This is a genomic window from Qipengyuania triglochinis, from assembly GCF_054655615.1.
In genome coordinates, this window is record NZ_BAAHND010000001.1 from 128,656 (window position 1) to 142,093 (window position 13,438).

Here is a 13,438-nt window from a genome sequence, read left to right on the forward strand (position 1 = left end):
GGCGCGAGGTAGGCGGGCGGAGGGCTGTCGGCAAGTGTCCTGCGTGATTGTCGGGAGGTGTGGGGCGGTCAGCTGGGCCCCTGGCGAGCGATTTGGGCCGTCGCATTTGGGTTCGTTGTTGCACGATGGATCGCCGCGCTTCGCTCGCGATGACGAACCTCGGCGTCATTGCGAGGAGCCGCAGGCGACGCGGCAATCCATGGTGCAGCATCCGAACCACAGGCCGACCCACGACGGACCGCCACGCTCCGCCTGTAACAACTGCGCCCTAAGGCCGCACCGCCTTCTGCTCCTCGACCATCCTTGCCACATCCTCCAGCAGGGCGGGCGCGTCGTAGACGATGCCGTCCTTGATGGTCCAGCGCACGCCGCCGACCTGTTCGATTGCGCCGGTCTCGTAATTTAGCTTCGTATGACCGGTGCCGTAGAGCAGCTTCAGATTGTCGAGCGGATTGCCCGGCACGATCACGAGATCGGCCAGCTTGCCGACCTGGATCGTCCCCATCGGCGGCTTTTCTCCACGCGGCTGGTAGATTTCCTGCGCGCCGGACAGCGTGGCCGCCCGGATCACCTCGAGCGGTTCGAGGCCCGCCTCGCGCAGCATTTCCAGCTCGCCGATATAGGCGAAGCCCCAGGTCTGGTAGATATAGCCCGGATCGCTGCCAGCGGTTACGCGGCCGCCGCGGCGGTGAAATTCCTTCATCAGGTCGAACCAGTAACGATAGAATTTGCGCCAGGCGACTTCGTCCTCGGTCGACCAGTCCTTGTAATAGCTGCCGTGATTGGTGGCGCTGGGGGCGTAGAATTCCATCAGGCTGGGCAGGGTGTAGCGTTCGTGCCAGTCGCGGTTTTTCGCGGCCATCACGTCGCGGCTGGCGGAATAGATGTTGAAGGTCGGGCTCAACGTCACGCCGCTGTCGACGAGGAAATCGACATATTCGTCCCACTTCTCGCTGCCGGGTTCCACCACCTGATCGGCCAGCCGTGCGACCCAGGCGAAGCGGGACTGTTCGTCGGCGTAATTATAACCCTGCGGATAGGTGGGGAGGGCGGCGTCATCCAGCAGGCTTTCGAAATGGCCGTAGAAATGGGTGACCCCGTCCATGCCGAGTTCCACCGCTTTGCGGGCATTGACGCGCTGCACGCCCGGCTGGGCAAGGTGGGCCACGGTGCCGATGCCCTGCTTTTCCGCCTCGTCCAGCGCCGCGCCGAGCAGGTCGGGTTCGAGCGAGTTGAAGAATTTGATGCCCCAGAACCCCTCCGCCTTCGCCCAGCGGACCCATTCGCGCGCTTTTGCCTCGCTGTCGATCGTGCCGCCGCTCCATTTGTCGCCAAAGGCGGCATAGGGAAACAGGCGCGGCGCGGTGATCGTGTTGGCGGCGCTGCGGCGCGTGTCTTCCAGATCGGGCTGACCGGGGCCCCAGTAGAAGGAAACGCCGCGTACGCTGGTCACGCCATGGGCGAGCCACAGCTTGTAGCCATAGGAGGACTGGCCTGCCTTGCCGGCATCGCCATTATGTCCATGCACGTCGACGAAGCCGGGCATCACAGTCATGCCACTGGCATCGACAATGCGGCCTGCGCGGGCACGCACGGCGTCGGGGGCGCTGCCGCCGTGAATGGCTGCGATCCGGTTGCCTTCGATCACGATATCGACCGGCCCGGTGGGCGGCGCGCCGGATCCTTCCACCATGGTCGCACCCGAAACGATCAGCGTGTCGTAGGGCCCTTCGCCTTCGGTGCGATCGGGTACGCGTTCCATCGGCTGAGCCGAGATTTGCGTGGAAACTACGGCGGCCAAAGCAATGGCAAAGAATTTCGGCAATCTGATCACTGGCGTCCCCTCTATCGAGCTTCTGGCTAGCCCGGTCTTTTCTTTGCGGCAAAGTATTTCGCGGAACGACTTCGTTCAGGCGCGCGTAAAGCGGCCAAGACCACAGATCGATTAAACAACAGGAGATTGTCCATGATCCGCTACGCCATTCCCGCCGTGGTACTTGCTGCGGGGCTGCCTATGACAGCGCAGGCTGCCGAAATCCAGATCGCGGCCACCGGCCCGGTGGTCGAACTGACCGTGATGGAAGAAGTCGATGCGGCGCCCGACATGGTGACTGTCAGCGCCGGGGTTAGCAGCGAAGCGCCCACTGCGGTCGAGGCCCTGCGCCAGAATTCGCGCGCGATGCGCTCGGTAATCGAGCGGATCAAATCGCTCGGCGTCGCAGAGCGCGACATCCAGACCAGCAGCATCAATCTCAATGCGCGCTACGACTATGACCAGCAGCGGCAGGAACAAATCTTCCGCGGCTATCAGGCCAGCAACCGTGTCACGATAAAGCTGCGCGAGATCGACGAGACCGGCGAAGTGCTCGATGCCCTGGTGGTGGCTGGCGCGACCGATCTCAACGGACCGCGGTTCGGCCTGGAAAACGATGAGTCCGCGAAGGCCGCTGCCCGCCGTGCCGCAATCACGCGTGCCGAAGCGCAGGCCCGCGAATATGCTTCGCTTGCCGGGTATTCTAATGTTCGCCTGCTCGAGATCAACGAGAGCATGCAGGGCCGCTCGGGCCCGCAGCCGATCGTCGTAACGGGAAGCAGGATGATGGCATCGGACGAATCCGCGCCCGTCGAACCGGGTACCATTTCGACCGGTGTCAGCATTACCGTCAAATACGAAATGACCCGCTGAATGCAGGCAGTTGCCCACATTCACACCTTGTTCAATGCCATCCGATTAGTCAGAACGGCATCATGAAACAGGTTATCGCATCGTTGCTCGCCTTCGGCCTGATCGCCGGACCGATTGCCGCTACTCCTGCGGAGGCGCAGCGTCGCTCCGATCAGGGCGAGGCGCGCAAGGAAATGCGTGCGGGAAATATCCTGCGCGCCCGGGAGATCGAAAACCGTATCCTGCCGCAGATGAAGGGTGCGGAATATCTGGGCTTCGATTACGATTCGACCGCCATGGCCTACCGCCTGAAGTTCATTCGCGATGGCCGCGTCATTTACGTGGACGTGGATGCGCGCACTGGCCGCGTCCTGCGTCGCAGCAACTGAATTCCACCATTCGAAACCTCGTTCATCTTGACGCGTTCATCTACATGAACAACACGCGCAAGATTATTAGCGAGGACGGAAATTCATGAGAATCCTGATCGTCGAGGACGAGCCGACGCTCGGCCTGCAGCTCAAGAGCACGCTCGAAGGGAATGGCTATGCAGTCGATCTTTCGACCGATGGCGAGGACGGCCATTTCCTTGGTTCGACCGAGGATTACGACGCTGTAATTCTCGACCTCGGTCTGCCGGAGATCGACGGACTGACCGTGCTCGGCATGTGGCGCAAGGAGGGGCGCAAGTTCCCCGTGCTGGTGCTGACCGCACGTGACAGCTGGTCTGACAAGGTCGCCGGCCTCGATGCGGGCGCCGACGATTACCTCGCCAAGCCATTCCAGACCGAAGAACTGATCGCCCGCTTGCGCGCGCTGATCCGCCGCGCTTCGGGCAACACTTCTAGCGAGCTGACCGCCGGGCAGGTCCGGCTGGATACGCGTTCTGGACGCGTCACTCTGTCGGGCGAGCCGGTCAAACTGACCGCGCAGGAATACAAGCTGCTGAGCTATCTAATGCACCACAAGGGCAAGGTGGTCAGCCGCACCGAATTGATCGAACATATTTACGACCAGGATTTTGATCGCGATTCGAACACGATCGAAGTTTTCGTCACGCGCATCCGCAAGAAACTGGGCGCAGACGTCATCACGACCATCCGTGGACTCGGGTATAGCCTCGACGACCCCGCCGACGCACCCCGCGCTTCCTGAGGAAGTGGCGGGCGAGACGCGTCCGGCGGCGGGTTCTCCTGCCGGTGACGCATCCGTGCCTGCGGACGACGCGTCACCGGTCGTCCTGAACTCCCAGCCGGGACCGCAGCGCAGCCTTGCTGCGCGCATGATGGCGATTGCGGCCATCTGGATCACGGTGCTGCTGCTTGGCGGCGGTTTCGCCCTCGAACGCACGCTTACCAGTCAGGTCCAGCGCAATTTCGACGACCAGCTGGAATATGTGCTGACCGCCCTGATCGCCTCTGCCGAGGTGGATGATTGGGGGGATGTCCGCTTCTACCGCTCGCTCGGCGACCAGCGTTTTCTCGAGGTCAACAGCGGTGTCTACTGGCAGATCAGCGGGCCGGGCCGCGATCCCTATCCAAGCCGCAGCCTGTGGGACCGCACGCTCCAGCTCGACGGCGAGCATGTCGACGACGATGCCCATTTCTATGACAGCAACCAGTTCCCTGACGAACCGCTGCGCATTGCCGAACGCAGCATCATCCTGCCCGATAGCGATACGCGCTGGACCTTTGCCGTGGCTTCCGCCCGCGAGGAAATGGACGCGCAGATAAGGCGCATTCGGTCGATCCTCGTATGGAGCTTCGCCGCGCTGGGTCTTGGCTTGCTGATCATGGCGGTGCTGCAGAGCTATTACGGCCTTTCGCCGCTCCGCCGCGTGCGGGCCGCGATCCAGTCCATGCGTTCCGAAGGCGCGAACCGGATCGACGAGCCTCTGCCGCTTGAGGTGGAGCCGCTGGTGGAGGAGATCAATTCGCTGCTGGCCCATAGTGAACGGCAGGCCGAAGAAGCGCGCATGCATGCGGGCAATCTCGCTCATGCGCTGAAAACCCCGCTCACCGTACTCACCAATGCTGCCACGGCGCACGATCCCAAGCTTTCCGACCTCGTGTGCCGCGAAACGCGCACCATGCAGCGCCATGTGGAACACCATCTGGCCCGCGCCCGCGCTGTCGGCCGCCGCGCTTCCGGCCACGCCCGGGCGGCCGTATGGCCGAGCGCGGAGAGCGTGCTGCGAGCCGTCACCCGCATCCACGAGGATGCGCGCCTGGACCTCGATGGCAATCGCGGGGCGATAGTTGCGATCGAGCGGCAGGATCTCGACGAGATCCTCGGCAATCTCATCGAGAATGCGGCCAAATATGGCGGCGGCAGCGTCTTCGTCACCGTGGATGCCGAACCCGATGCGGAGCTTTGCACGATCTGGGTAGAGGATGACGGGATGGGCATCCCCGAAGCCGACCGCACCCGCATCTTCGACCGCGGGGCGCGGCTGGATACGGGCAAGCCCGGCACCGGCCTCGGTCTCGCGATCGTACGCGATGTGGCGCAGATTTATTCGGGTGACGTGGAACTCGGCGAGAGCGAGGACTTGGGCGGTCTGCTTGTGATGCTACGCCTGCCACGCGCACAGTAAAGGGTTCACGACCCGTTCAATCCGGCGCCGATATACAACGGCTCATGGATATCACAGCACCCAAAAAGTCTTTCGCCCTGCGCATGGGTCTGGTTATGGCCGCTGGCCTTGGCCTTTCTGGTTGCGCGACCATGCTCGATCCATACGGGTCAAGCGTATCGGTCGGCGTTGGTTACGGTTCGGGATATGCCGATCCCTACTACGACCCTTATTACGGCTGGTATGACGACTACTATTATCCCGGTGCAGGTCAGTACGTCTACGATCGCCGCGGGGCACGGCACCAGTGGAACGACCGCCTTCGTGGTTACTGGCTCGCACGGCGCGGTGGAAACCGGCAGTATCACGAAAACTGGGATGGATATTCGCGCGGAAATGATGGCTATTACCGCGATCACCGCCGCCGCGGACATCGCAATGATCGCCAGCACCGCGGGGACCGCTACTACAGGGGCGACCGCCGTGACCGGGATGAGCGCCATGGTCGCCATGACCGGCGCGAGGAGCGCAGAGAGCGGGGCAGACAGGGCAACGGTTTTGCCGGCGGGCTGGTTCGCAAGGCGGCAGAAGCTGCTGCGCGGGGCAAGGCTCGTGAAGAGCGCCGCGAACGCGCGACCCCGCGCCGCGACCGGCAATCGGTGGCGCCGCGCCGCGAACCGCAGTCTGCCAAGCCAAGCCGGGCACCGCGTGCCCACGTCGCTCCGCGACAGGTGGAAAAGCGCCGCGTAGAGCCGCAGCGCCCGGCCGTCCGCAATCAGTCGATACGTCGCGATCCCGGAAGCCGGCGCAACACCCAGATCGAATGATCGGGTAGGGCGTTAGCCCCTGCGCGCCTGTTCGTGATGGCGGATGACCTCGTCGATGATGAAGCGGAGGAATTTCTCCGTGAATTCGGGATCGAGCTCGCTTTCCTCGGCCAGGCGGCGGAGGCGGGCGATCTGTTCCTTCTCCCGTCCCGGGTCGGCGGGGGGTAAGGTCGCCCTCGCTTTATAGGCCCCGACGGCCTGCGTGATTCGGAAACGCTCGGCCAGCATGTGGACCAGAGCGGCATCGATATTGTCGATGCTTTTGCGAAAGCCTGCCAGCGTGGCATCTTCGGCGGCGGAGTGTTGCGCTTCCTGCGTCATCGTTTGTCAGATTAGCGGGAAACCATCTCTTGCCAAGAAAGGTTAGGAAGGACATGGCCAAGCAGACATGACAGCAGACGTCGTTCCCCTTCCGCGCAAGGCTCCGCAACCCTCGATCGAGCCCATGCTGGCGCTCACCGCACAGGGTATGAATCAGGTCAATCAGGTCATCCTGGACCGGATGCAGAGCGAGGTGCCGCTCATCCCCGCGCTGGCGGGCCATCTCATTTCCGGTGGCGGCAAGCGCCTGCGGCCGATGCTCACGCTCGCCGGGGCGGAGCTGGTTGGATATAGCGGCACGCGCCATTACCGGCTCGCTGCGGCGGTCGAATTCATTCACACCGCCACGCTGCTGCACGATGATGTCGTCGACGGCAGCGATCTGCGGCGCGGCAAGGCAGCGGCCAATATCATTTTCGGCAATCCGGCCACCGTGCTGGTCGGCGATTTCCTGTTCAGCCGCAGCTTCGAGCTGATGACCGAGGATGGCAGCCTCAAGGTCCTCAAGATCCTCTCGGGCGCCAGCGCGATCATTGCCGAGGGCGAGGTCGACCAGCTGACCGCCCAGCGCAAGATCGACACCAGCGAAGAACGCTATCTCCACATCATCCGCGCCAAGACCGCCGCGCTTTTCGCCGCCGCCAGCCGCATCGCCGCTGTCGTCGCCGAATGCAGCGAGGAAGAGGAGCAGGCGCTGGACGAATACGGCCGCAATCTGGGTGTGGCCTTCCAGCTGGTCGACGATGCGCTAGATTACGATTCGAACGCCGCCGAAATGGGCAAGGATCGCGGCGACGATTTCCGTGAGGGCAAGATGACGCTACCCGTCATCCTCGCCTATGCCCGTGGGAGCGAGGAAGAACGCGAGTTCTGGAAAGCCGCCATTGCCGGTTTCCGCACCTCGGATGACGATCTCGACGAAGCGATCCGCCTGATCGAAAAGCACAATGCCGTGTCCGATACCAAGGCGCGTGCCCGTCATTTTGCCCAGCGTGCGATCGATGCCCTGTCGATCTTCCCCGATGGCAAGGCGCGCCAAGCCATGGTGCAGGCGGCGCTGTTCTCGGTATCGCGGGGATATTGATTCCGGCGGTTTGGGGCTAGGCGCTTCCGTGTCCGACCTCCCCATCTTTTCCGTCCTGCCCGATCTGCTCGGCGCCTTGCGTGATCGCAATGGCGCGGTGCTGGTCGCGCCGCCTGGTGCGGGCAAGACCACGGCAGTGGCTCCGGCTCTGCTGGGCGAGGACTGGTGCGATGGCACGGTGATCCTCACCTCTCCCCGCCGCGTGGCCGCACGCGCTGCGGCGGAGCGGATGGCGCAGATGCTGGGGGAAAAACCCGGCGAAACCGTGGGGTATCTGACCCGGCTCGACAGCAAGCGATCGGCGAGAACACGCGTCCTCGTGATGACCGAGGCGATCTTCGTGAACACCATCCTTGCCGATCCCGAACTCGCAAGCGTTTCCGCAGTGCTGTTCGATGAAGCGCATGAGCGGCATCTCGACAGCGATCTGGGGCTGGCTCTGGCGCTTGAAACGCAGGGCGTGCTGCGCGAGGATCTGCGGGTCCTCGTCATGTCGGCCACGATCGACGGATCGCGTTTCGCCGCGTTGATGGGCGAGGGCGCACAGGTCGTCGAGAGCGAGGGGCGCGCCTATCCGCTGGATATACGCTGGCTCGGATCATCGCCTCAGATGCGCGTGGAAGACGCCATGACTTCAGCCATCGCCACGGCCTGGCGCGACGAGGAGGGCGACATTCTGGCTTTCCTGCCCGGTGTCGGCGAAATCGAACGGACGCGTGAACGGCTGGAGGAGCGGCTGCCCAAGGCGCTCGTGCTGCCGCTTCACGGACAGGTCCAGCCCGCCGACCAGCGCGCGGCGATCCGGCGCGATGCCGAGGGGCGTCGGCGGATCGTGCTGGCGACGGCGATTGCCGAAACCTCGCTGACGCTGGACGGTGTTTCGGTGGTGGTGGACGCAGGTCTCGCGCGCCGGGCGGAGTTCGACCGGGCGGCGGGCACCACCCATCTCGTGACGCACCGCGCCAGCCAGGCGGCCGCCGCGCAACGGGCAGGGCGCGCCGCGCGGCAGGGGCCGGGTGTGGCTTATCGCTTGTGGGAAGAGGGCGGCCATGGCGGCAGGCCGCGCTTCGATCCACCGGAGATGGAGACGGCCGATCTCGCGCCGCTCGTGCTCGATCTGGCGAAATGGGGCACTACCGATCCCGCCAGCCTGCAATGGCTCGATGCGCCGCCGGATCCCTCGGTAAGTGCCGCGCGGGCGACTCTGAAGGGGTTGGCTGCGCTCGATGACGAGGGCCGGATTACCGCTCTGGGCGAGAAACTGGCTACCCTGCCGCTCGATCCGGCGGCGGCGGCCATGATGCTGTTCGCGGCTGAGCATGGCGAAGAACGGACTGCGGCGCGGCTGGCCTTGCTGCTGCAGGAGCGCGGGGTCGGCGGGCGCGGAGAGGATCTGGAGGCCCGGCTGTCGCGCTGGAACGGCGATCGCGGCACGCGGGCCGAGGCGAGCCGCAAGCTTGCCGAACGCTGGGCGAAACAGGCGCGTGATCTGGTCTCGCGCAAGGACGAGAGCAGGGCGGGGGCGATGCCTCCACCCGGTGTGCTTCTTGGAGCAGGTCGCCCCGATTTTATCGCCCGCAAGCGCGATGTGGCGGGCGAACACTGGATCGCCTCCGGGGGGCGCGGCTTCATGCTCGATCCCGCGTCGCCATTGGCGCGCGCGGATTTCCTCGTGATCGGGGATGCGCAGGGGCAGGCCAAGGGCGCGCGGATCACCTCGGCGATCAGGCTGGAAGAGGCCGATCTTGACCGCTGGCTTGGTGACCGGATGGAACGCCGAAAGGTCCTGCGCTGGAAGGGCGACCGGATCGAGGCGCTGGTCGAACGGCGGCTGGGCGCGATCACGCTGGCGAGCGGACCCGATCCAAAACCCGACCGGCAGGTCATTGTGGACAGCCTTGTGGAAAAGGCTCTGGAAAACCCGGCAAAACTCATTCCTGCAGAACTGGCCGCGCGCGCCCGCTTCATCGGGCTGGACGCCTTCGATGCGGGCAAGCTGGCTGATACGGCCGAACTGTGGCTGGCCCCGCTGCTGGAAGGCCGCCGCGATCTGGATGTGCCACGGGGCAAACTGGTCGACGCGCTGCTCAACATGCTCGACTGGAACGACCGCCAGCGGCTGGATAGCGAGGCGCCGCGCGAGTTCACCTCGCCTGCCGGGACCACGCACCGGATCGACTATACGGGCGACGATGCCCCCAGTGTCGAGGTGCGGGTGCAGGCCCTGTTCGGGCTGGAACGCCACCCGATGGTGGGACGCACGCCGCTCCTGCTCAAGCTTACCAGCCCGGCTGGCCGACCCATCCAGTCGACACGCGATCTGCCCAATTTCTGGCGCGGCAGCTGGGACGATGTGCGCAAGGACATGAAGGGCCGCTATCCCAAGCATCGCTGGCCCGAAGAGCCATGGGCGGAAAAGCCCAGCCTGAAGACCAAGAACGCCTTCCAAAATTCCGGCGGCTGAACTACAGGGCGATCCGACCGCGAAGCGGGCGGCAAGGGCGACCGCCCGCCCGAGCCAATGCGAGGAAGCCTAGGCGGACGGATGTCCGCCGCCCGGCGTTTGAGGGACTGAAAAGAATGGCTGCACGAATCTATCAAAGACCGCAGAGCGCGATGCAATCGGGCAAGGCCCGCACCGATGAATGGGTGCTGGAATTCGAACAGTCCGAGGCGCGCCGCGCTGACCCGCTGATGGGCTGGACCGGCAGCGGCGATACGCAGGCTCAGGTGCAGCTGAAGTTCCCCAGCAAGGACGAAGCCAAGGCCTATGCCGAGAAATACGGCATCGCCGCGCGCGTCCACGCCACGCCGCCGCATAATCTCAAGCTGCAGGCCTACGCCGACAATTTCCGGTGAGCATCGGGGTTGCGAGGAGCCGCAGGCGATGCGGCATCCAGTTTCCGACCTGTTAGGCTAGCGTAGCGGTAGAGCTGGATCGCCGCGCCTTCGGCTCGCGAAGACGTTTTGCTTGAAATGCGAGACTCATCCGGCCATATGCCCGACCGGGAGTCGGGTGGACGTTAGCGTTCGCTCACCGGGTCAGGTCCGGAAGGAAGCAGCCCAGGTGAATTGCGGCGGGTCGCTCGGCTCCTTAATCACCCAGCATCGGTACCAAGCCGCATCCGGCTGCGCGCCGCGTTGCGCGAGTTGGTCGCCGGGACCAAACCGGCCACCTTGCCCAGGCCGAAGGGCGGCATGTTGGCATAGATCGTCTCATGCGCGCCGCCGCCGACCGTGTAGGTTTCGTGGAAGATGCCCACGGTTCCGTCATTCCCGACATTCTTGTTGAACGCCACCCAGGCCGGCCAGTGCTTCTCGTCGCGCGAGCGGGCATAGCGTTCCAAGCTGTCGAAATCCTTCCAATATTGCAGTAACATCACCTGCCGCGGCCCCTGCAGGCAATATTCGGTGCCGAGAAAACCGCTGTCCGGATTGGCCGAAAGCTCTTTCAGCATCGGGCCCATGGCGCTCAATACGGGCCACCATTTCGCGATCCTGTGGAAATGGTTGATCCGCATTCCGATCACGAACACCACTAGCGGACCGGAGAAATCGGCGGTCATCCGCCCTGATACAACAGCCATGGGCAACTCCTTCGCCGATTAGATTTCAAATTGAAACCTAAATGTCAAGCTTCGCAAAACGCGGCTTAGCGCCTACCTAGACCCGTATGGGTGATTCACCGGACAATTCTGACGGTCTTCCTTGGGAAACCGATACCGACGACGATATGCCGAGCGCGGCCGATCTGGAAGCTGCGGGGCAGAATTCGATGTTCGGCGACGCGCCCGAAGCCATGCCCGATCCGGAACCGGAAGCAGAGCCCGCGCCGCCAGAGCCCGAATCTGCCGACGCCCCGGCTGAAGCTCCTCCGGCTCAGGCGCCGCAGGCCCCGGCCGATCCAGCACCGGCAGCGGCTGCCGCACCCGCCGAACCGCCGGTAGAGGCAGCGCAGCCCTATCGCGTGCTCGCGCGCAAATACCGGCCGCAGACCTTTGCCGAACTGATCGGGCAGGATGCCATGGTCCGCACGCTGGCCAATGCCATTGCGCGCGAACGGCTGGCCCATGCCTTTCTGATGACCGGCGTGCGCGGGGTCGGCAAGACCTCGACCGCGCGCCTGATCGCCAAAGCTCTGAACTGCATCGGCCCCGATGGCGAGGGCGGTCCCACGATCAGCCCCTGCGGCGTGTGCGAGCCGTGCCGGGCGATTGCCGAGGGCCGCCATATCGACGTGATCGAGATGGACGCCGCATCGCACACAGGCGTTGACGATGTTCGCGAGATCATCGAGGCGGTGCGCTATGCCGCCGTGTCGGCGCGCTACAAGATCTACATCATCGACGAAGTTCACATGCTTTCGCGCAACGCCTTCAACGCGCTGCTCAAGACGCTGGAAGAACCGCCCGCGCATGTGAAATTCCTCTTCGCCACGACCGAGGTCGACAAGCTGCCCGTCACTGTGTTGAGCCGCACGCAGCGGTTCGACCTGCGCCGCATCCCGGTCGAACTTCTCGAAGCGCATTTCGCCGAAATCTGCCGCAAGGAAGGTGTCGAGGCCGAGGACGAGGCGCTGCACATCGTCGCCAATGCCGCCGAAGGGTCGGTGCGTGACGGGCTTTCGATCCTCGACCAGGCGATCGCCCATGCCGATCTGGATACGGGCGGCATGGTCACGGCGGAACGCGTGCGCGACATGCTGGGCCTTGCCGATCGCGGGGCGCAGCGGCGGCTGTTCGCCCAGATACTCGATGGCGATGCCAAATCGGCGCTGGCCGGGGTGGACGATCAATATGCGCTGGGCGTCGAACCGCTGGCGCTGATGCGCAGCCTGATGGACCTCACCCACCGCATCGCGCTGACCCAGGTTTCGGGCGGTGAGGCGGACGCGACCACTGCCGAAGAACGCGAACAGCTGACCGAATGGGCAGGGCGGCTGGAAGTCGGACAGGTCCACCGGCTGTGGCAATTGCTGCTGAAGGGGCACGAAGAAGTGCGCCAGGCGCCCGATCCGCTGGTGTCGGCGCGCATGGCCCTGCTGCGCGTGCTGCACGCTTCCACCATGCCCGATCCGGGCAAACTCGCGAAGCAGCTGGAAGAACTCGCCGCACGCGGCCCGGCGCCCGCCAGCACTGCGGACGAGGGCGGGGCAAGCGCGCCCCCCGCCGCGCTCGACTGGGAAGAGCTGGTTGAGAAGGTATCCGCCGCGGGCAAGCTGCAGGCCGAAAGCATCATGCGCCTGCAGATCCGCCCGATCAGCGTGGAAACCGGCAAGCTCGTCTATGCACGCGATGCACGCTATTCCGACGCGATCGAGCCGGTGCTGAAAGACGCGCTCTATGCCGTCACCGAAACGCGCTGGCAGATCGAAACCGGCGATCCTTCGCTGGCAAAACCTTCGATGGAAGAAGCGCGACAGGCCAAGGCCGAAGCTGCAAAAGCGGCAATGCGAGAGCATCCCATGGTGAAAGCGGTTGAAGCTGCCTTTCCCGATGCCGAAATGATAGAAGACGGCGCCGAACTGCCCCCGATCCGGCGCGAGGTTCCCTGGAACCGCAGAGCATGAGGACAGATAAATGAAATCGATGGAAGAAATGATCGCTGCCGCCCAGAAGGCTGCCGAACAGATCCAGACCCAGATGAACGATGCGCAGGCCAAGCTCGACACGATCGAGGTCGAAGGCGCTTCGGGTGGCGGGCTGGTGAAGGTCCGCGCAACCGCTCGCGGCCGGATCATCGGCGTGCAGATCGACGAAAGCCTGATGAAACCCGAAGAAAAGCAGATGGTCGAAGATCTCGTCACGGCCGCGTTCAACGATGCGCGCGACAAGGCCGATCGCAAGTCTGCCGAAGAAATGGAATCGATCCAGGGCGGAATGGGCCTCCCGCCGGGCATGAATATTCCCGGTCTGGGCTGATCTTTCCTACAATGGTCTTTGCGTGATAAGCCCAGGCCATGGTTT

The 13,438-nt window shown here is 64.2% G+C and carries 13 protein-coding genes and 1 other RNA gene; 11 read left to right on the plus strand and 3 right to left on the minus strand.

Features of this window, described 5'->3' with window-relative positions; all coding sequences use genetic code 11:
• Window positions 1-268 precede the first annotated feature (268 nt).
• Window positions 269-1,834 carry an amidohydrolase family protein gene (locus ACYQ0G_RS00685; protein WP_460098288.1) on the minus strand — a complete coding sequence of 522 codons (1,566 nt, stop codon included), beginning with the start codon at window positions 1,832-1,834 and terminating at the stop codon, window positions 269-271.
• 132 nt (window positions 1,835-1,966) lie between these two features.
• On the opposite strand from ACYQ0G_RS00685, the gene ACYQ0G_RS00690 reads away from it, so the two are divergent.
• The 5 genes from ACYQ0G_RS00690 to ACYQ0G_RS00710 all read left to right on the plus strand — a co-directional run bounded on the left by ACYQ0G_RS00690 (window position 1,967) and on the right by ACYQ0G_RS00710 (window position 6,067).
• Window positions 1,967-2,686 (plus strand): SIMPL domain-containing protein, encoded by a 720-nt coding sequence (locus ACYQ0G_RS00690; protein ID WP_460098290.1) that lies wholly within the window; start codon window positions 1,967-1,969, stop codon window positions 2,684-2,686.
• 62 nt (window positions 2,687-2,748) lie between these two features.
• On the plus strand, window positions 2,749-3,054 hold the full coding sequence (locus ACYQ0G_RS00695; protein ID WP_460098291.1) for a PepSY domain-containing protein: 306 nt from the start codon (window positions 2,749-2,751) through the stop codon (window positions 3,052-3,054).
• A gap of 85 nt (window positions 3,055-3,139) precedes the next feature.
• Window positions 3,140-3,820, plus strand: coding sequence for a response regulator transcription factor (locus ACYQ0G_RS00700; protein ID WP_460098293.1), 681 nt, complete (start codon window positions 3,140-3,142; stop codon window positions 3,818-3,820).
• Window positions 3,768-5,261 (plus strand): sensor histidine kinase, encoded by a 1,494-nt coding sequence (locus tag ACYQ0G_RS00705; protein ID WP_460098295.1) that lies wholly within the window; start codon window positions 3,768-3,770, stop codon window positions 5,259-5,261. Before ACYQ0G_RS00700 ends, ACYQ0G_RS00705 begins: the two co-directional genes overlap by 53 nt.
• Window positions 5,262-5,305: 44 nt before the next feature.
• Window positions 5,306-6,067 carry a hypothetical protein gene (locus ACYQ0G_RS00710; RefSeq protein WP_460098297.1) on the plus strand — a complete coding sequence of 254 codons (762 nt, stop codon included), beginning with the start codon at window positions 5,306-5,308 and terminating at the stop codon, window positions 6,065-6,067.
• A 12-nt stretch (window positions 6,068-6,079) separates the two neighbouring features.
• Here ACYQ0G_RS00710 and ACYQ0G_RS00715 read toward each other — a convergent pair whose 3' ends face one another.
• Window positions 6,080-6,388, minus strand: a complete 309-nt coding sequence (locus ACYQ0G_RS00715) for a chorismate mutase (RefSeq protein WP_460098298.1) — start codon at window positions 6,386-6,388, stop codon at window positions 6,080-6,082.
• 67 nt (window positions 6,389-6,455) lie between these two features.
• On the opposite strand from ACYQ0G_RS00715, the gene ACYQ0G_RS00720 reads away from it, so the two are divergent.
• The 4 genes from ACYQ0G_RS00720 to ffs all read left to right on the plus strand — a co-directional run bounded on the left by ACYQ0G_RS00720 (window position 6,456) and on the right by ffs (window position 10,572).
• Window positions 6,456-7,472: a polyprenyl synthetase family protein gene (locus tag ACYQ0G_RS00720; RefSeq protein WP_460098300.1), complete on the plus strand. Its 1,017-nt coding sequence runs from the start codon at window positions 6,456-6,458 to the stop codon at window positions 7,470-7,472.
• Window positions 7,473-7,500: 28 nt separating this feature from the next.
• Entirely contained in the window at window positions 7,501-9,936 is a 2,436-nt protein-coding gene (gene hrpB, locus ACYQ0G_RS00725) for an ATP-dependent helicase HrpB (protein ID WP_460098302.1), read from the plus strand.
• A gap of 116 nt (window positions 9,937-10,052) precedes the next feature.
• A complete protein-coding gene (locus ACYQ0G_RS00730; RefSeq protein WP_221541899.1) occupies window positions 10,053-10,331 on the plus strand; it encodes an ETC complex I subunit in 279 nt (92 codons plus the stop codon).
• Window positions 10,332-10,477: 146 nt separating this feature from the next.
• An RNA gene (gene ffs, locus ACYQ0G_RS00735) (signal recognition particle sRNA small type) lies at window positions 10,478-10,572 on the plus strand.
• Here the strand turns inward: ffs and ACYQ0G_RS00740 are convergent.
• Window positions 10,571-11,059: a DUF4188 domain-containing protein gene (locus ACYQ0G_RS00740; RefSeq protein WP_460098304.1), complete on the minus strand. Its 489-nt coding sequence runs from the start codon at window positions 11,057-11,059 to the stop codon at window positions 10,571-10,573. The genes ffs and ACYQ0G_RS00740 overlap by 2 nt on opposite strands.
• Window positions 11,060-11,145: 86 nt before the next feature.
• On the opposite strand from ACYQ0G_RS00740, the gene ACYQ0G_RS00745 reads away from it, so the two are divergent.
• Window positions 11,146-13,041, plus strand: coding sequence for a DNA polymerase III subunit gamma/tau (locus ACYQ0G_RS00745; protein ID WP_460098305.1), 1,896 nt, complete (start codon window positions 11,146-11,148; stop codon window positions 13,039-13,041).
• A 10-nt stretch (window positions 13,042-13,051) separates the two neighbouring features.
• Window positions 13,052-13,393, plus strand: coding sequence for a YbaB/EbfC family nucleoid-associated protein (locus tag ACYQ0G_RS00750; protein WP_460098306.1), 342 nt, complete (start codon window positions 13,052-13,054; stop codon window positions 13,391-13,393).
• Window positions 13,394-13,438: the final 45 nt, after the last annotated feature.